13 protein-coding genes are annotated in these 17,530 nt (G+C 70.3%); 3 read left to right on the top strand and 10 right to left on the bottom strand.

Features of this window, described 5'->3' with window-relative positions; genetic code table 11:
* Nucleotides 1–3: 3 nt before the first annotated feature.
* From ACPYN5_RS12465 to ACPYN5_RS12505, 9 genes are all read right to left on the bottom strand, one after another.
* Complete coding sequence (locus ACPYN5_RS12465) at nucleotides 4–2,361, bottom strand: ATP-binding cassette domain-containing protein (protein WP_424449308.1); 2,358 nt, start codon at nucleotides 2,359–2,361, stop codon at nucleotides 4–6.
* Nucleotides 2,342–2,989 carry a DNA-3-methyladenine glycosylase I gene (locus ACPYN5_RS12470; RefSeq protein WP_424449309.1) on the bottom strand — a complete coding sequence of 216 codons (648 nt, stop codon included), beginning with the start codon at nucleotides 2,987–2,989 and terminating at the stop codon, nucleotides 2,342–2,344. The genes ACPYN5_RS12465 and ACPYN5_RS12470 overlap by 20 nt, the downstream gene beginning before the upstream one ends.
* A 51-nt stretch (nucleotides 2,990–3,040) precedes the next feature.
* Nucleotides 3,041–5,161 (bottom strand): acyl-CoA dehydrogenase family protein, encoded by a 2,121-nt coding sequence (locus tag ACPYN5_RS12475; RefSeq protein WP_424449310.1) that lies wholly within the window; start codon nucleotides 5,159–5,161, stop codon nucleotides 3,041–3,043.
* A gap of 178 nt (nucleotides 5,162–5,339) precedes the next feature.
* Complete coding sequence (gene recQ / locus ACPYN5_RS12480) at nucleotides 5,340–7,472, bottom strand: DNA helicase RecQ (protein WP_424449452.1); 2,133 nt, start codon at nucleotides 7,470–7,472, stop codon at nucleotides 5,340–5,342.
* Nucleotides 7,473–7,515: 43 nt separating this feature from the next.
* On the bottom strand, nucleotides 7,516–8,052 hold the full coding sequence (locus tag ACPYN5_RS12485; protein ID WP_424449311.1) for a DUF1697 domain-containing protein: 537 nt from the start codon (nucleotides 8,050–8,052) through the stop codon (nucleotides 7,516–7,518).
* 56 nt (nucleotides 8,053–8,108) lie between these two features.
* Nucleotides 8,109–10,616, bottom strand: a complete 2,508-nt coding sequence (locus tag ACPYN5_RS12490; protein ID WP_424449312.1) for a DEAD/DEAH box helicase — start codon at nucleotides 10,614–10,616, stop codon at nucleotides 8,109–8,111.
* Between the two features lie 14 nt (nucleotides 10,617–10,630).
* The gene (locus tag ACPYN5_RS12495; RefSeq protein WP_424449313.1) at nucleotides 10,631–11,857 is read right to left on the bottom strand and encodes a glycoside hydrolase family 3 N-terminal domain-containing protein; all 1,227 of its coding nucleotides are present in this window, start codon (nucleotides 11,855–11,857) and stop codon (nucleotides 10,631–10,633) included.
* 18 nt (nucleotides 11,858–11,875) lie between these two features.
* On the bottom strand, nucleotides 11,876–12,091 hold the full coding sequence (locus ACPYN5_RS12500) for a YbdD/YjiX family protein (protein ID WP_424449453.1): 216 nt from the start codon (nucleotides 12,089–12,091) through the stop codon (nucleotides 11,876–11,878).
* Between the two features lie 81 nt (nucleotides 12,092–12,172).
* Nucleotides 12,173–14,428, bottom strand: coding sequence for a carbon starvation CstA family protein (locus ACPYN5_RS12505; protein ID WP_424449314.1), 2,256 nt, complete (start codon nucleotides 14,426–14,428; stop codon nucleotides 12,173–12,175).
* A 129-nt stretch (nucleotides 14,429–14,557) separates the two neighbouring features.
* Between ACPYN5_RS12505 and ACPYN5_RS12510 the strand changes: the two genes are divergently transcribed.
* The 3 genes from ACPYN5_RS12510 (at nucleotide 14,558) to ACPYN5_RS12520 (ending at nucleotide 16,432) form a co-directional block, all read left to right on the top strand.
* Entirely contained in the window at nucleotides 14,558–14,908 is a 351-nt protein-coding gene (locus tag ACPYN5_RS12510; RefSeq protein WP_424449315.1) for a GNAT family N-acetyltransferase, read from the top strand.
* Nucleotides 14,905–15,903, top strand: a complete 999-nt coding sequence (locus ACPYN5_RS12515) for a pirin family protein (RefSeq protein WP_424449316.1) — start codon at nucleotides 14,905–14,907, stop codon at nucleotides 15,901–15,903. Before ACPYN5_RS12510 ends, ACPYN5_RS12515 begins: the two co-directional genes overlap by 4 nt.
* A gap of 91 nt (nucleotides 15,904–15,994) precedes the next feature.
* Entirely contained in the window at nucleotides 15,995–16,432 is a 438-nt protein-coding gene (locus ACPYN5_RS12520; protein ID WP_424449317.1) for a hypothetical protein, read from the top strand.
* 87 nt (nucleotides 16,433–16,519) lie between these two features.
* Here ACPYN5_RS12520 and ACPYN5_RS12525 read toward each other — a convergent pair whose 3' ends face one another.
* Nucleotides 16,520–17,395, bottom strand: a complete 876-nt coding sequence (locus ACPYN5_RS12525; protein WP_424449318.1) for an AraC family transcriptional regulator — start codon at nucleotides 17,393–17,395, stop codon at nucleotides 16,520–16,522.
* Nucleotides 17,396–17,530: the final 135 nt, after the last annotated feature.

A 17,530-nucleotide genomic window follows, 5' to 3' on the forward strand; every position in this document is an offset into this window, starting at 1 on the left:
CCCTCACCGACCGACGTACCGGCGCAGGTGTTGCGCCGTGAGAGTGTCGGCGCTCGCGACGAGCTCGGCAGGGCTTCCCGTGAACACCACCAGCCCGCCGTCGCGGCCCGCTCCGGGCCCGATGTCGATGAGGTGATCCGCGTGGGCCATGACCGCCTGGTGGTGCTCGATCACGATCACCGAGTTGCCGGCATCGACGAGACGGTCGAGCAGGGCGAGCAGGTTGTCGACGTCGGCGAGGTGCAGCCCGGTCGTCGGCTCGTCGAGGATGTACACCGCCCCCGTCGTCGCCATCGAGATGGCGAGCTTCAGCCGCTGCCGCTCGCCGCCCGAAAGGGTGCTCAGTGACTGGCCGAGGGTGATGTAGCCGAGTCCGACGTCGATGAGACGGGGCAGCACGCCGCCCGCCACCCGCGCCGGAAGAGCCTCGACCGCCTCGGCGGCGCTGAGGGAGAGCACCTCGGCGATGTTGCGACCGTCGAGGGTGTATTCGAGCACCTCGGGACTGAAGCCCGAGCCGCGGCAGACGTCGCATTCGGTCTCGACGGATGCCGTGATGCCGAGCTTCGTGACGATGACACCGAGACCTTTGCACGCCGGGCACGCCCCCTGCGAGTTCGCGCTGAAGAGGGCGGGCTTGACCCCGTTGGCCTTCGCGAAAGCCGCGCGGATCGGGTCGAGCAGGCCCGTGTAGGTCGCGGGGCTGCTGCGCCGATTGCCCCGGATGGGCGACTGATCGACCACGACGACTCCCTCGCGCCCGGCCAGACTGCCGTGGACGAGCGACGACTTGCCCGAGCCGGCGACGCCCGTGACGACCGTGAGAGTGCCGAGCGGGATGTCGACATCCACCGACCGCAGGTTGTTGGCGGTGGCTCCCCGGATCTCGAGCACGCCGGCGCCGGCGCGGACGTCCGGCTTCAGCGAGGCGCGGTGGTCGAGATGACGACCCGTGAGGGTCTCGGATGCCCGCAGCGACGCGACCGACCCGGTGAACTGGATGCGGCCGCCGTGCCGACCCGCTCCGGGCCCGAGGTCGATGACGTGATCGGCCACGTCGATCACCTCGGGTTTGTGCTCGACGACGAGCACCGTGTTGCCCTTGTCGCGCAGCCCGCGCAGCAGCTCGTTCATGCGCTGCACGTCGTGCGGGTGCAGCCCCGCCGTGGGCTCGTCGAAGACGTAGGTCACGTCGGTCAGGCTCGACCCGAGATGGCGGATCATTTTGGTCCGCTGAGCCTCGCCGCCCGAGAGCGTGCCCGACGAGCGGTCGAGCGAGAGATACCCCAGGCCGATGTCGATGAACGACTGCACGGTGCTGCGAAGACCGCCGACGAGCGGCTCGACCGACGGATCGTCGATCGCGGCGAGCCAGTCCGCGAGGTCGGTGATCTGCATCGCGGCCACGTCGGCGATGCTCGCGCCGCCGATCTTCGCCGACCGCGCGCCCGCGTTGAGTCTCGTGCCCGCGCATGCGGGACACGGCATGAACTTCACCGCGCGGTCGACGAACGCCCGGACGTGCGGCTGCAACGCGTCGCGGTCCTTCTGCAGCATCGACTTCGTGACGCGCGGGACGAGGCCCTCGTACGTCATGTTGATGTTCTGGATCTTGACCTTCGTCGGCTCCTTGTGGAGGAAGTCGGCGAGCTCGGTCTCGGTGTACTCGGCGATCGGCTTGTCGGGATCGAGGAGCCCCGACTCGCTGTATCCCCGCACCATCCATCCGTCGGCGTTGTAGCCGGGAACCCGGATCGCGCCCTCGTTCAGCGACTTCGACCGATCGACCAGTTCGTCGATGTCGATGTCGCTCACCTCGCCCAGCCCCTCGCACTCGGGGCACATCCCGCCCGTCACCTGGAACGAGCGCCGCTCCTCGCGCCCCGCGTCACCTCCGACGGCGATCGTGATCGCGCCGGCGCCCGACACCGACGGAACATTGAACGAGAACGCCTGCGGCGAGCCGACGAACGGCTGGCCGATGCGGCTGAACAGCACGCGCAGCATGGCGTGCACGTCGGTCGCGGTGCCCACGGTCGAGCGGGCGTTCGCCCCCATGCGCTCCTGGTCGACGATGATGGCCGGGCTGATGTTCTCCAGCGCGTCGACGTCCGGGCGGGAGATCTGCGCCATGAACTGCTGCACGAAGGTCGGGTACGTCTCGTTGATGAGGCGGCGCGACTCCGCGGCGATCGTCCCGAACACGAGCGACGACTTGCCCGATCCGCTCACGCCGGTGAACACCGTCAGGCGCCGCTTGGGGATGTCGACGTCGACGCCGGTGAGGTTGTTCTCCCGGGCCCCGCGGACGCGGATGACCTCGTGCGAGTCGGCGACGTACTCACCGGATGCTGCGGACATCGGATACCCCTTCGTTGCGGACTTCCTCATTGTCGGGCCTCGCGCCGTCGGCGGCGAGTGCCCGGTGGCATCCGCCGACGTGGTCGTCGACCATGCCCGCGGACTGCATCAGGGCGTACATCGTGGTCGGCCCGACGAAACGGAAGCCGCGTCGCCGCAGCGCCTTGCTGAGGGCTTCGGACTCCGCCGTGACCGCGGGCACCTCCGCGAGCGTCGACGGTCGCGGCCGCGAGCCGGCGGGAGCGAACGACCACATGAACTCGTCGAACCCGCCGTCGGCGAACTCCAGCAGCAGCCTCGCGTTCGAGATCGTGGCCTCGATCTTCGCGCGATTGCGGATGATGCCGGCATCCGCCATGAGCGCTTCGATCTCCGTCGCGCCGAACGCGGCTACGCGCACCGGCTCGAACCCGGCGAAGACCTCGCGGAACCGCGGGCGCTTGCGGAGGATCGTGATCCAGCTGAGCCCCGCTTGGAACCCCTCGAGGCTCATCTTCTCGAAGAGCGCGCGATCACCGTGCAGCGGCCGGCCCCACTCCTCGTCGTGGTATCGGCGGTATTCCGCGTCATCGCCGACCCAGGCGCAACGGTCGAGGCTGTCGGGTCCGGTGATGAGGTCGCGAGCCATCCCGTCAGGCTAGCGACCCCATCGGACACACCCGTCTGCGCGGGCCTTGCCCTACGACCGGGTCTTTTCCGACTTCTTGAGCGCCTTCTCCGACACGGGAGCCGAGCCCGAGGCGGCGAGCTCGGCGAAGTAGTCGCGTGCCTCTCGCTGCCGCTCGGACTCCGCGCCCGACGCGATGGGTGCGCGCACGTGTTCGGGAGCGAAGCCGAAGGCGTCGACGAGGTCCTGGGCGTGCGGCCGCAGGCGCCCGCAGAGCCGGTCGATGTAGCTCGTGACGGCTGCCGCGCGCTGAGTGGAGAGCCGCCCGTTGATGAGGTACCAGGCGAGGTGGCGCTCGATGAGGCACAGCCCGAAGAGGTCGCGCAGCCACACGAGCACCTGCCGGGTGCCCTCGTCGTCGACCGACTTGATGCCCTCGGCGAAGGCCTCCCACTGCAGGAGCTCGCCGTGCGCTCGCGCGGCCTCGATGAGCTCCGACTGGTGCCGGTTGAACACGTCGGCGGCATCCGCCTGCGACATCTTCGCCGCGGGACGCAGCGCGGCAGCGATCTGGGCGATCATGTGCTCGACGCGCCCGGTCAGGAGTTCGTGCTGCTGCTCGGCGCGCAGCCCCAGCTCGACCGATCGCGCCGTCTGGCCGAAGTCGGCCACCGACTGCCCGAGGCGGCGAAGGCCCGCGCCGTGGAAGACGCGCTCGGCCGTGGCGACGGCCGCGAACTTGGCCAAGGCCTTGGCATCCGCGCCCTTGAACTGCTTCGCGTAGTCGCTGAGCAGACGCTTGCCGACGAGCTGCAGGAGCACGTTGTTGTCGCCCTCGAAGGTGACGTAGACGTCGAGGTCGTGATGCAGGTCGACCATGCGGTTCTCGGCGAGGAAGCCCTGCCCGCCGCAGGCCTCGCGGCACTCCTGGATCGTGTCGAGCGCGTTCCACGTCGACAGCGGCTTGAGCGCCGCGGCGAGGGTCTCGAGGTTCTCGCGGCCCTCGGGGGTGTCCGTGCGTCCTGAGAACACACCGTCGAAGGCCCGCAGCAGCTCGTCGTGCGCGAAGTACTGCGCGTACGTCTGTGCGATGCGCGGCAGGAGGCGCCGCTGGTGCCGGCCGTAGTCGAGCAGCGTCACCTCGTCGGTGCCGGCGCCCGAGTCGAACTGCCGGCGCTGGTTGGCGTAGGTCACGGCGATGTACTCGGACAGCGCGGAGGCCGTCGTGGCCGAGCCGTCGAGCGACACGCGTCCCTGCACGAGTGCGCCGAGCATCGTGAAGAACCGGCGACCAGGGCTCGAGATCTCGGAGGAGTACGTGCCGTCGGGTGCGACGTCGCCGTAGCGGTTGAGCAGGTTCGTGCGCGGGATGCGGACGTGGTCGAAGTGCAGCCGGCCGTTGTCGATGCCGTTGAGCCCGCCCTTGACGCCGTCGTCCTCACCGCCGATGCCCGGGAGGAACTCGCCCTCGTCGTCGCGCAGCGGCACGAAGAAGCAGTGCACGCCGTAGTTGACGCCGCCCGTGATCAGCTGGGCGAACAGAGTCGCCGCCTTGCCGTGCACCGCGGCGTTGCCGAGGTAGTCCTTCCACGCGCCGCGGAAGGGCGTGTGGATGACGAACTCCTCGGTGTCGGGGTCGTAGGTCGCGGTGGTGCCGATGGCGGCGACATCCGATCCGTGTCCGGTCTCGGTCATGGCGAAGGCGCCGGGCAGGCGCATCTCCATCGCATCGCGCAGCCACGCGTCGTGGTGCGGCTTGGTGCCGAGCTGGTGGATGGCGGATCCGAACAGGCCCCACTGCACGCCGGACTTGATCTGCAGGCTGGGGTCGGCGAGCACGAGCTCCTGGAAGCCGGCGAGGTTCGCGCCGTTGTCGCCGCCGCCGCCGTACTCCTTCGGGTAGGCGCGCCCCGATGCGCCGCGCTCGACCAGCAGGTGGAGCTGCTTGAGCACGCGTTCGCGGTGCTCCGCCATCGGCTCACCCGGGATCTGCCAGAACACGGGGTCCTTGATCATCTCGCGCGCCTCGCGGCGTGTGTGCGCCCACGTGCCGAGCAGCAGGTCGGTGACCGCTTCGATGTCGATGCGCGCCTCGTGCGCCTCGCCCGCGGTGTGGGGCGCGGTCGGGGCTCCCCCGGCGGGGGTGCGGTCTGCGGTAGCGGGCTTGTGGGGACGAACAGCGGCGTCGGTCATCGCGTGCCTTTCGACGTCGGAAGGATCGGAGTCGATATTCACGGTAGGACTTCCACAACACCTCGCCAAGCGGGTTAGCCGATCACCACAACCGAGTGTCGGCACGGCGGCGACCTGCGTTGTGTGACGGCGACATCCGGCCCGTGCAAGCGTCGGGTGGTCGGGGCAGTGCTCGACGTCAGTGGGATGCCACGACCGCGAGCACCGCGTCGCCGTACGCCTCGCGCTTCTTGGCGCCGATGCCGGTGATGCCCTCGAGGTCGGCGGGCGTGCGGGGGCGACGGTCGGCGAGCGCCCGCAGCGTGGCGTCGCCGAACACGATGTAGGCGGGTACGCCTTGCTCGCGCGCCTGCTCGGCGCGCCACGCCCGCAGCGCCTCGAACAGGTCGCGGTCGCCCTCCGCGACCTGCTCGACCGCCGCCGACTTGCGCACGCGCGAGCCGCCGCTGTTCTGACCGCGCCCGAGCACGTCGCGGCGCAGGGGAACGCCCGATTCGCCCCGCAACACGGGAGCGCCGGCATCCCCGACCGCGAGCACGCCGTACTCCCCGCGCGCGACGAGGATGCCGCGGGCGAGCAGCTGCCGGATGACGCTGCGCCAGTCCTGGTCGGAGAGGTCGGAGCCGAGGCCGTACGTCGCCAGCTCGTCGTGCCGCTGCTGGCGGATGCGCTCGGTCGAGGCGCCGCGGAGGATGTCGACGAGGTGCCCGGCGCCGAACGACTGGTTGCGCTCGCGCTGCAGGCGGACGATCGTCGACAGGAGTTTCTGCGCCGGGACCAGGCCGTCCCAGGTGTCGGGCGGCGTCAGGCAGGTGTCGCAGTTGCCGCAGGGCTCGGACTCCTGCCCGAAGTAGCCGAGCAGGTTCTGCCGGCGGCACGCGACGGTCTCGCACAGGGCCAGCATCGCGTCGAGGTGCTGACCCATCCGCATCTTGAAAGTGCGGTCGCCGGGGCTCTGGTCGATGAGGCGGCGCTGCTGCACGACATCACCGAGCCCGTACGCCATCCACGCGATCGAGGCCTCGCCGTCGCGACCGGCGCGACCGGTCTCCTGGTAGTAGCCCTCGACGGATTTCGGCAGGTCGATGTGCGCGACGAAGCGTACGTCGGGCTTGTCGATGCCCATGCCGAAGGCGATCGTGGCGACCATGACGACGCCATCCTCACGCAGGAAGCGGGACTGGTGCTTCGCCCGCATCTCGGCCGGCAGGCCCGCGTGGTAGGGCAACGCGTCAAGGCCCTGAGCGGCGAGGTAGTCGGCCGTCTGCTCGACCGACTTGCGGCTGAGGGCGTAGACGATGCCCGCCGACCCCTCCGGCATCGACCGGATGAAGGTGACGAGCTGCCGCCTCGGATCGACCTTCGGCTCGATGCGGTACTGGATGTTGGGACGGTCGAAGCTCGCGACGAAGTGACGGGCCTGGGGCAGGCGCAGCCGCTCGGTGAGCTCCTGGTGCGTCGCGCGGGTGGCCGTGGCGGTGAGCGCCATGCGCGGCACCCCGGGGAACCGCTCGTCGAGGTCGCCGAGCGCGAGGTAGTCGGGACGGAAGTCGTGCCCCCACTGCGAGACGCAGTGGGCCTCGTCGATCGCGATCACGCTGATCGTGCCGCGCTGGAGCAGCTGGGTCGTCTGCGGCACGCTCAGCCGCTCGGGTGCGACGTAGAGCAGGTCGAGCTCGCCAGCGAGGTAGGCCTGTTCGACCCCCGCGCGTTCACCGGGCGACTGCGTCGAGTTGAGGTAGGCCGCGCGTACGCCGTTGGCGATGAGGGCGTCGACCTGGTCGTGCATGAGCGCGATGAGCGGGCTGACGACGAGACCGGTGCCCGGACGCACGAGAGCCGGCACCTGGTAGGTGATGGACTTGCCGCCACCGGTGGGCATGAGCACGACGGCATCCCCGCCGCCGACGACGTGCGAGACGATGTCGCCCTGATCGCCGCGGAAGTCGTCGTAGCCGAAGACCTCCTTCAGCACCGCTCGCGGGTCGGCGTCGGTGAAGTCGCGGCGTTCGAGCGAGAGAACGGATGCCGGCGTCGCGGCCGCTCGGGTCGGCGCAGCCGTGGCCCGGGCCGGTGCCGAGTTACGACGGGTGGGGGCCGCGGGCCCGGAGCCTGCGCGGCTCTCCGCGCCGTCGCGGGTGGCGCGCGCGACCGCAGCGCCGTAGCCGTCGAACTCGGGCGGCGGCGGCGCGTCGAAATCCTCGGGCGGCGCGAACTCGTCGGGATTCCAGTCGAGATCGGCGTAGGGATCGGCATCCCAGGGCTGCTGCTCTCGACTCACTCCATCGACGATAGCCGCGGCATCCGACATCCCGCTCCGTGCGCTCACAGGCGGGAGGGCGATGCGCGGCGGATCAGCACCAGCGCTCGGCCAGCGTCGTCACGACGCTGAGGTTGCGGTTGGTTGCTGTGCCGAGCACTTTCGCGGCACCGAGGGGGTCGACCACGCCGTCCTGGTAGCCCGGCTGCAGCAGCGCATGGACGGCGCGGCCGCGGACCACCATGCGTCCGGCGCCGGTCGCCCCCGCCTCGACGAGCGCGGCGGCCGGGGCGTCGAGCTCGTCCTTGAGCAGGTAGACGTAGTGACGCGCGAGCCCGGGATTCTCCTCGCTGAGCGCCGCGGCGTCGGCGGCGAGGGCGGCGAACTCGTCGGCGCGGAACGTGATGGTCGGAACCTCGAACCCGCGATCGGCGAGGTAGGCGCGCTCGAGCGTCTGCTCGATTCTGGCGCGGGAGCGCATCCGGCTGTCGAAGCGGATGTTGCCGGTGTTGATGTGCGTCTGCACGTTCTCGAAGCCCGCGGCCTCCGTCACACGCCGGATGTCGTCCTTCGGGAAGACGCGCTTCGCGCCGAGGTTGATCGCCCGCAGAAAGCCGAGGTGTGTCGTCACGTTTCCAGTGTGGCGTTACCCGCCGACATCCGATGACCCAGCCCCGGACCGCAGGGCTAGAGCCGGACGACCTCGGTCACCCGGACCACGGCGGTGCCCGCCTCGACCGACGCGTCGAGGTCGACCTCGGCCCGGATGCGCCAGTCGTGGTCGCCCGCGGGGTCGTCGATGATCTGCTCGACGCGCCAGAGGCCGTCGCGAGCCGCGGACTCGTCGATGACGCACAGCGAGGGTGAGCGCGCTGGACCGCCGGTGAGGACCTCGTCGTGGTCGTCGTAGTAGCGGTCGAGCACTGCCGGCCAATCGACCTCGGGGTCGAGGGCTTCGAGCGCCTCGTCGTCCTGCAGCGCCGCGAGCTGCACGCGGCGGAACAGCTCGTTGCGCACGAGCACCGTGAACGCGCGGCGGTTCGTCAGCACCGACGGCGGCGCCGGGGGCACGACCGGGGCATCGGGGTCGTCGGTGGGGTGGGCCAGCGACTCCCACTCGTCGACGAGGCTGGAATCGACCTGACGCACGAGCTCTCCGAGCCACTCGATGAGGTCCATGAGGTCGTCGGTACGGGCTTCCGCCGGCACGGTCTGGCGGATCGCGCGATACGCGTCGCTCAAGTAGCGCAGCACGAGCCCTTCGCTGCGGCCGAGCTGGTAGAACGAGACGAACTCGCCGAACGACATCGCCCGCTCGAACATGTCACGAACGACGGACTTCGGCGACAGCTCGAAGTCGCGCACCCACGGCTGGCTCGAGGCGAAGGTCTCGAACGCCTGGGCGAGCAGGTCGGCGAGAGGCTTCGGCCAGGTGATCTCCTCGAGCAGCGCCATCCGCTCGTCGTACTCGATGCCGTCGCGCTTCATCGCGCCGACGGCCTCGCCGCGAGCCTTGTACTCCTGCTGCGACAGGATCGCCCGCGGGTCGTCGAGTGTCGCCTCGATCACGCTGACGACGTCGAGCGCGTAGTGACCCGTGCCGGTCTCGGCGTCATCCGGCGACAGCAGCTCGATCGCGGCGAGCGCGAACGGCGACAACGGCTGGTTGAGCGCGAAGTTCGGCTGCAGGTCGACGGTGAGCCTGATCGTCGACTCGGGACGCACGACCTCGACGATGCCGGCGGCGACCAGCGTGCGGAAGATCGCGAGCGCGCGGCGGGCCAGGGCGTACTTCCGCGCGCGCGGCTCGTGGTTGTCGAAGACGAGCGAGCGCACGTTGCCGAATACGTCGCCGCCGCGCCCGATGACGTTCAGCAGCATCGCCGCCGTCAGCTGCAGCTGCGGCGTCAGCGGCTCGGGCTGCGCGTCGACGAGGCGCTCGAACGAGCCCTCGCCCCAGTTCACGACCCCGGTCGGCGCCTTCTTGCGCACGATCTTCTTCCGCTTCGCGGCGTCGTCACCGGCCTTGGCGAGGGCGACGGCGTTCTCGATCTCCCACTCCGGCGCCATGACGACGACGTTGCCGTGGGGGTCGTATCCGGCGCGGCCCGCGCGACCGGCGACCTGGTGGAACTCGCGGGCGGTGAGCTGCCGCATCCGGGTTCCGTCGTACTTCGACAGCGCGGTGATGACGACCGTGCGGATCGGGACGTTGATGCCGACTCCGAGCGTGTCGGTGCCGCAGATGACCTTGAGCAGCCCGCGCTGGGCGAGCGTCTCGACGAGGCGGCGGTAGCGCGGCAGCATCCCGGCGTGGTGCACCCCGATGCCCGCGCGCACGAGGCGCGACAGGGTCTTGCCGAAGCCGGTCGTGAAGCGGAATCCGCCGATCGCCTCGGCGATGGCATCCCGCTGCTCGCGCGTCGTGATCTTCACGCTCGACAGGGCCTGCGCCCGCTCGAGGGCGGCAGCCTGCGAGAAGTGCACGATGTACACCGGCGTCTCGCGCTCTTCGAGCAGCCGCTCGAGCACGTCGTGGACAGGACGCCGCTCGTACGAGAAGTGCAGCGGCACCGGTCGTTCCACTCCGGTGACGAGCGCGGTCCGGCGCCCGGTGCGCCGCGAGAGGTCGCCGGCGAGGTCCGTGACATCGCCGAGGGTCGCCGACATGAGCAGGAACTGCGCGCGCGGCAACAGCAGCAATGGCACCTGCCACGCCCAGCCGCGGTCGGGGTCGCCGTAGAAGTGGAATTCGTCCATGACGACCTGGTCGACCTGGGCCTCGGCTCCCTGCCGCAGCGCCAGGTTCGCGAGGATCTCGGCCGTGCAGCAGATGATCGGGGCCTCGGGATTGACCGACGAATCCCCCGTGACCATGCCGACGCGCTCCGCCCCGAAGATCTCGACGAGCGCGAAGAACTTCTCGCTGACGAGCGCCTTGATCGGAGCCGTATAGTACGTGCGTCCGCCGCGAGCCACGGATGTCGCGTGCGCCGCGACCGCGACGAGCGACTTGCCCGTGCCGGTGGGGGTCGCCAGCACGACGTTGGCGCCCGAGACGAGCTCGATGACGGCTTCGTCCTGGGCGGGGTAGAGGGTGAGGCCGCGCCCCTCGGCCCAGGTGGTGAACGCGTCGTAGATCGCGTCGTCGGAGGGCTCCGGGCCGATGAGGTCGAGCAGCGGCGCGGAGGTCATCCTTCGAGTCTGCCCTACCCGCGCGGGCCGGCGGTCGCGCCGGCATCCTTCGCCGCGAGCACCCTTCCGCATGACTCGTCGACCCTCTCGGCGAACGCCGGTTCGGCCTGCGCTCGGGTCAGGACCGCGTCGTACATCGCAGGCAGCACCGTCGGGTCGGCCGACGCCAGCACGAGGTCCGCTCCCGCGGCAAGCGCCTCGACGGCCCGGTCGCCGGGCGTCACGATCTCCGCGGCGGCCGCGGCCGAGAGGTCGTCGGTGATCACGACGCCGTCGAAGCCGACGCGCTCGCGCAGGAGGTCGAGCACGGCAGAAGAGAAGGCCGCCGGGCGATCGGGATCGATGTTCTGATAGCGCGCCGTGCCGACCATCACGAGCGCGGGACCGGATGCCGTGAGCTCGCGGTACACGTCGATGTCGGGAGAGTCCGCCGAGACGGCGGTATCGAGCACCTCGGCGGTGTAGTCGGTGTTCGCGTCGACCCGGCCGAGCCCCGGGAAGTGCTTGAAGGTCGGGAGCACGCCCGAGGCGCGCATGCCGTCGGCGAACGCGCCGGCTCCGGCGGCGACGGCCCGCTCGTCGTAGCCGTACTGGCGGCCGAGGGCGCCGATGGGCGGATTGTCGAGTCGGGTCTCCGCACTGGTGACGATGTCGGCGACGGGCGCGAGATTGACGTCGATGCCGGCGGCAGCCAGCTGCCCGCCCCACGTGGCGGCGGCGGCGCGCAGGGCGTGGGGACCCAGGTCGGCTTGTCTGACGGCGTAGGGCATCTCGTCGAAACCGGGGCCGCTCAGCACCTGCACCTCGCCCCCCTCCTGGTCGGTGGCGACCCAGAGTCGCGGCGAGCCGGCGGCCGGCAGGGCTCGGAACTGCGCGACGAGGCCCGCGGTGGCATCGACACCCGCCGTCGAGCGACCGTGCAGGAACAGACCGCCCACGCCGCGGTCGCGGATCGCGGCGGCCGCATCGGGCGAGACCGTGTCGACGGGAGTGCCGACCATGAGCACTTGCCCGACGCAGGCCTCGAGACCCAGCGCGGCGGCGGCATCCGGTGACGTCGTGGGGGTGGGCGTCGGGCTCGCGGTGGGCGCCGGCGTCGGCGTCGTGGTCGAGGGGTCAGCGGGGCCGGGCTCGGGGGCGCATCCGGTCGCGAGCACCAGCAGGCCCGCCACGACGAGGGAGGCGAGCGGGGGTCGGGCGGGGGCCCAGAAGGGGGCCGAGACGGAGCGGCTGCGGGTCACCCCACCATCGTGACCCGCTCAGCAGCAGCGCGCACCCGGGTTGCGGTCCTGATCGTCCATGCGCTGGCGCCAGAACTGCCGCTCGGTCAGCGGCTCGACGCCCGGATGGGTCCGGCGCTGGTGCGCGAGATACGTCGCGTAGGCGTTGTCGCCCATGAGCGAGGTGATGTACCAGTGCACCGCGCGAGCCGCTCGCAGCAGGGCCCGGCCGACGCCCGCGCACAACTCCTCCAATCCGGGGCGCGGAGGCGCCGGTTCGCCGGTTTCCGGCGCCGACGGCCCCGTTCTCGAGGAGTTGTGCACGAGCGCCATCGGTCAGTGCCCCCGGTGGGCCGTCGCGGCCCGCTCTTCGGCGAGCAGGGGCTCCCACTCCTTCTCGAGCTCGCGCTCGGGCCCGGTGGCGATGAATCCGGCGGGTGCGAAGCGGCGCGATGGCACCGCGGGGTCTTCGGTGTCCTCTCCCCCGCCGCGCATGATCGCCCGCACCGCCACGACGACGGCTGAGACGATCACGACGATGGCGAGGACCACGAACACGATCGACAGCGTGCCCTGCACCCCCGTGTTGCGGATGACCGCTTCGACCGTGGCGACGGGGCCGAGGCTCTCGTCGCCCGACGCGAGGGCGTCGCGGTAGCGGAAGTGGTTCGCCCAGTAACCGATCGCGGGCACCGGCGAGAAGATCTTGTACGCCGAGGCGGTGATCGTCACGACGGCGGTGAAGGCCAGCGGCACCGCGATGATCCAGATCCACTTCACGTACGACCGGCCACGCTTGGCGACGATCGCGAGGACGACGGCGAGCGCGATCGCCGCGAGCAGCTGGTTGGCGATGCCGAACAGCGGGAAGAAGGTGTTGATGCCGCCGAGCGGGTCGGTGACGCCGAGGATGAGGATGGCACCCCAGCCGGCGACCATGATCGCCGTCGTGATCCACACGCCCGGGCGCCACGACACGTCACGGAACTTCGGGATCCAGGCGCCGATGGAGTCCTGCAGCATGAAGCGGGCCACGCGGGTTCCGGCATCCACGGCGGTGAGGATGAACAGCGCCTCGAACATGATCGCGAAGTGGTACCAGAACGACATCATCGCCTGGCCGCCGAGCGCCTGCTGCATGATGTGCGCGAGCCCGAGCGCGAGGGTCGGCGCGCCACCCGTGCGCGAGACGATCGACTCCTCGCCGACGTCGGCTGCGGTCGAGATCAGCAGGTCGGGGGTGATCTCGACGCCCGCGAGACCGAGCGAGTTGACGAAGGCGACCGCGCCCTCGACGGTGCCGCCCGTCGCGGCCGACGGAGCGTTCATCGCGAAGTAGATGCCCTGATCGATCGAGATGGCGGCGACGAGGGCCATGATCGCGACGAACGACTCCATGAGCATGCCGCCGTAGCCGATGAAGCGCGTCTGGCGCTCCTTCTCGACGAGCTTCGGGGTCGTCCCCGAGGCGATCAGAGCATGGAATCCCGACAGCGCACCACACGCGATCGTGACGAAGAGGAAGGGGAACAGCGGCCCCGCGAAGACCGGCCCCAGCCCGTTCTCCCCGAAGATCGTGACGGCCGGCACCGAGATCTCGGGCCGCACGAGCACGATCGCTCCGGCGAGCATGACGATGACGCCGATCTTCATGAAGGTCGACAGGTAGTCGCGCGGGGCGAGCAGCAGCCACACCGGCAGCACGGCGGCGATGAAGCCGTAGACGATGATGCCCCAGGCGATGACGGTGCGGTCGAGGTGGAAGATCTCCTGGCCCCACGCGGTGTCGGCGACCCAGCCGCCGGCGATGATCGCGCCCATCAGCAGCACGAAGCCGATGATCGAGACCTCCGTCACCTTGCCGGGACGAAGGTAGCGGAGGTAGACGCCCATGAAGAGGGCGATCGGGATCGTCATCGAGACCGAGAAGACGCCCCACGGGCTCTCGCCGAGAGCGTTCACCACGACGAGCGCGAGGATCGCGACGATGATCAGCATGATGAGCAGGGATGCCACGATCGCGGCGGTTCCGCCGATGCGACCGAGCTCCTGGCGTGCCATCTGACCGATCGTGCGGCCGCCGCGGCGCATCGAGAAGAACAGCACGGTGTAGTCCTGCACGGCGCCCGCGACGACGACGCCGACGATGATCCAGATGGTGCCGGGGAGGAACCCCATCTGCGCCGCGAGCACGGGACCCACGAGCGGACCGGCACCGGCGATGGCGGCGAAGTGGTGTCCGTAGAGCACCCGCCGGTCGGTCGGCACGTAGTCCTTGCCGTCCTGCTTGACCTCGGCGGGCGTCGCACGACGGTCGTCGGGACGCAGCAGGTAGCGCTCGATGACCTTCGAGTAGAAGCGGTAGCCGATGAGGTAAGTGCAGACGGCGGCGAAGACGAACCAGATCGCATTGACCGTCTCACCGCGGACCACCGCGAGCATGACCCACGCGAGCCCGCCGAGCAGGGCGATCGCGATCCAGATCACGACCTTCAGCGGTGTCCACCGGGCGGCGGTGCGATGCTGCTCGTCGGAGACGGCGACCGGCGGCAGTTTCGGATCGGTGACGATCCCGGACGATGATCGAGGCATCGGTTCTCCTGGGGGAAGGCGCTTCATTGCGTTCTCCCAGCTTAGGCGGATGCTCCGAACCGTTGCCGGAATTCGGTCGTAATGGTCTCGTGCGGCTCTACCGTGGAGGGGAGCGATGAGGAGAATCCCATGACCGACGAGACCATCACCGTCACCCGTGACGATGCGAACGACCGATACGACCTCACGGTCGGCGGCGCGGCCGCGGGATACGCCGCATTCCGACGCGACGACGAGGGCCGACTGGTGTTCGATCACACCGTGGTCGAGAAGGAGTTCGGCGGGCGAGGCCTCGGCAAGACGCTGGCACGCGACGCGCTCGCCGACGTCGCGCGTCGCAGCGAGACCGTCGTTCCCGAATGCCCCTTCATCGTGAAGTTCCTGCGCGAGAACGAAGTTCCCGGCCTGCAGGTCGACTGGCGCGATGAGGATGCCGCCGACGCGGGCGACTCCGCGGCCCCCGCGAAACCCTCGGCGTGACCCGCTTCGACGCCGAGACGGCGCCCGTCGACGAAGACCCGGGCGCGGGTGCCCCCGGCCCCCGGCGAACGCTTCTCGAGGCGCGCGAGGTACCGCTCGGCGGGGTGCGCGCGATGTCGGTGTTCCGCTTCCTGCCGCAGCGCGACCTGCCGCTCGTGGGCGCTTGGTGCTTCCTCGACCGCTTCGGCCCGCAGCGCACCCTGATGCGCGTCGAACCGCACCCGCACATCGGGCTGCAGACGGTGACGTGGCCGCTCGCCGGCGAGGTGCACCATCGCGACATGCTGGGCAGCGACGTCGTGATCGAGCGGGGCGCGCTGAACATCATGACCAGCGGCGCGGGCATCTCGCACTCCGAGTACTCCGTCGGTGACGAACCGATTCCCCTCGACGCCCTGCAGCTGTGGGTGGCCCTCCCCGAGGGGCGTCGGCACGGCGCCCCCGACTTCGAGCGGCACGACGACTTGCCCGAGCTCGACCTCGGCGGCGGGGCGTCGGCGACCGTCGTCGTCGGTGAGCTCGCGGGAGCCGTCTCACCCGCGACGATGCACACCCCGATCGTCGGCGCCGAGCTGCGACTGCCCGCCGGCGCGGTCATCGACCTGCCCCTCGAAACCGCGTGGGAGTACGCGCTCGTGCCGGTGTTCGGGTCGGTTCGGGTCGCCGGGGACGTGGACGCTGACGCGGATGCCGGGACACAGGATGCCGTCGCCCCGGGCGCCCTGCTCTACCTCGGTGACGGTCGCAACGGCATCCGTCTGACTGCCGGCGGCGAGGACGCGACGGTCTTCCTGCTGGGAGGCGAGCCGTTCGGCGACGAGATCGTCATGTGGTGGAACTTCGTCGGCCGCAGCCACGACGAGATCGAGCTCGCCCGCGAGGAGTGGGAAGCGGCATCCGATCGGTTCGGCCATGTCGTCGGTCACGGCGACGAGCGCATCCCCGCCCCGCCGCTGCCGCACGTGCGGCTGACCCCGCGCCGACGGCGACTCTGACCCGGTCCGGGCACAAGGTCATCCGCGAGGCTGACACTCCTCATCCGGGCGAGCGATGCCGTGAACCGGGGCGGTTCGTAGCGTCGAAGTCATGACGAAGCCCCGCCTTCCCCGTGAGATCCCGCCCGGTGCCGCCGCCCTCGGCATGGCCGCCATCCTGCTGACCCTGTCCGGCTGCGCCGCCGTCGACAACATCGCCTACGGACGGGCGGAGTCCAGCTTCGCCAACGCCTACGAGCTGTCGGAGTCTGGCAGTGGCGCGCCGCTCTGGCTTCCCGCTGATGCGACCGAGATCACGCGCGTGTCGTCCACCCGCGCCGAGGACACGGCTTCGCTGGTGTTCCGGAGCGACGATGGCCTCACGGGATGCGAGGACGTGGAACGCATCTCGGCTCCCACGATGGAGGTCACGGACGGCCCCGACGTATACGCGATCGATCGCGTCGCCGCGTGCGACGAGTGGGCCGTGGCGGAGAGCGACGGCACGTACTACGCGTGGACGCCCGCGAAAGAGGCCGAGACGCCGTGACCTGCACGCGGGCATGGCGGGCCGGATGCCGGAAGCCGGTCCCTCAGCCGGGAACCCGGCATGCCGGCGCTCGGTGCGGCCCGCACATCAGGTTGTCTCGGCACGCTCGATGGGGAGCCACAGCTCGCTCGTGGCGGTGCTGAAGTCATCCGCGCGGTCGAGTATCGCGACGATGGACGGCCCCGGGCGGAGCCGCCACGGGTTCGACGGGAACCAGTCGGTCGCGGTCGCCGCCCACGCCTCCTGCAGCGCCGCGGGATATTCACCCTCGGTGCGGAACACCGCCCACGTGCCGGCGGGAACCTCGACGACGTCGAGATCATCGACGAGTCGGACCGTGTCCGTGACGGCGACACCGTGCAGATAGGTCAGCTGACTTCCCTCGGTGTAGTCAGGGTCGACGTCGGCGCTGACCTGAAGCAGGCCAGCAGGTTCGGTGTCGCCCAGGGCTTTGAGGCGCGCGTGCTCTGCCGCCGGGATGGCGGCGATGTGGGCTTGGATGTGCGGGTTGATTCCCTCGTGGATGAGGGGCACGCGGATGGCGTGCCCGACGAGCCGGAAGGCCGGTCGATCGGTGATTCGGGTGTCCATGGTGATGTTCCCTTCAACGGTCAGGCGGAACCTGAGCTGCGGTTGCGATCGAAGGGGGCCACCGGTTCGCTTGACGTCGCCGACGCTCACGCCGTGCACCGATCGGAACGCTCGGCCGAAGGCCTCGGTTGAGCCGTATCCGTAGCGCACTGCGATGCTCAGCAAGTCCCCGTCTCCGAGAACGTCCGCGGCCGCGACTGACATGCGGCGACGACGGATGTACTCCGACAGCGGCATGCCGGCAAGCGACGAGAACATCCGCCGGAGGTGATACTCCGTCGTACCCAGTTCCGTCGCCAACGACGTCACGTCCAGGTCGTCGTGCAGATGGTCCTCGACCACCTCGACCAACCTGTTCAGCTCCGCGATCATGGCGCCTCCTTCGACACCCACACTTCCGGGTCGTCACGGTCGGCACCCTACTATCGCGGTCCGATCGGATCGCCTCGCCGAGGTTGGCGACGCGGCGAGCGGCTTGACCGCTTCGATGAGGGTCGGGTGCGCGAG

The sequence above is a fragment of the Microbacterium arborescens genome (assembly GCF_049707515.1).
GTDB classification, from domain to species: Bacteria; Actinomycetota; Actinomycetes; order Actinomycetales; family Microbacteriaceae; genus Microbacterium; species Microbacterium arborescens_B.

Bases quoted from the DNA above. Each gene is read 5' to 3' on its own strand.
- ACPYN5_RS12475 (WP_424449310.1), bottom strand. From the start codon at position 5,161: ATGACCGACGCCGCTGTTCGTCCCCACAAGCCCGCTACCGCAGACCGC.
- recQ (WP_424449452.1), bottom strand. From the start codon at position 7,472: ATGTCGGATGCCGCGGCTATCGTCGATGGAGTGAGTCGAGAGCAGCAG.
- ACPYN5_RS12505 (WP_424449314.1), bottom strand. From the start codon at position 14,428: ATGCCTCGATCATCGTCCGGGATCGTCACCGATCCGAAACTGCCGCCG.
- ACPYN5_RS12470 (WP_424449309.1), bottom strand. From the start codon at position 2,989: ATGGCTCGCGACCTCATCACCGGACCCGACAGCCTCGACCGTTGCGCC.
- ACPYN5_RS12520 (WP_424449317.1), top strand. From the start codon at position 15,995: ATGACGAAGCCCCGCCTTCCCCGTGAGATCCCGCCCGGTGCCGCCGCC.
- ACPYN5_RS12510 (WP_424449315.1), top strand. From the start codon at position 14,558: ATGACCGACGAGACCATCACCGTCACCCGTGACGATGCGAACGACCGA.
- ACPYN5_RS12490 (WP_424449312.1), bottom strand. From the start codon at position 10,616: ATGACCTCCGCGCCGCTGCTCGACCTCATCGGCCCGGAGCCCTCCGAC.
- ACPYN5_RS12525 (WP_424449318.1), bottom strand. From the start codon at position 17,395: ATGATCGCGGAGCTGAACAGGTTGGTCGAGGTGGTCGAGGACCATCTG.
- ACPYN5_RS12465 (WP_424449308.1), bottom strand. From the start codon at position 2,361: ATGTCCGCAGCATCCGGTGAGTACGTCGCCGACTCGCACGAGGTCATC.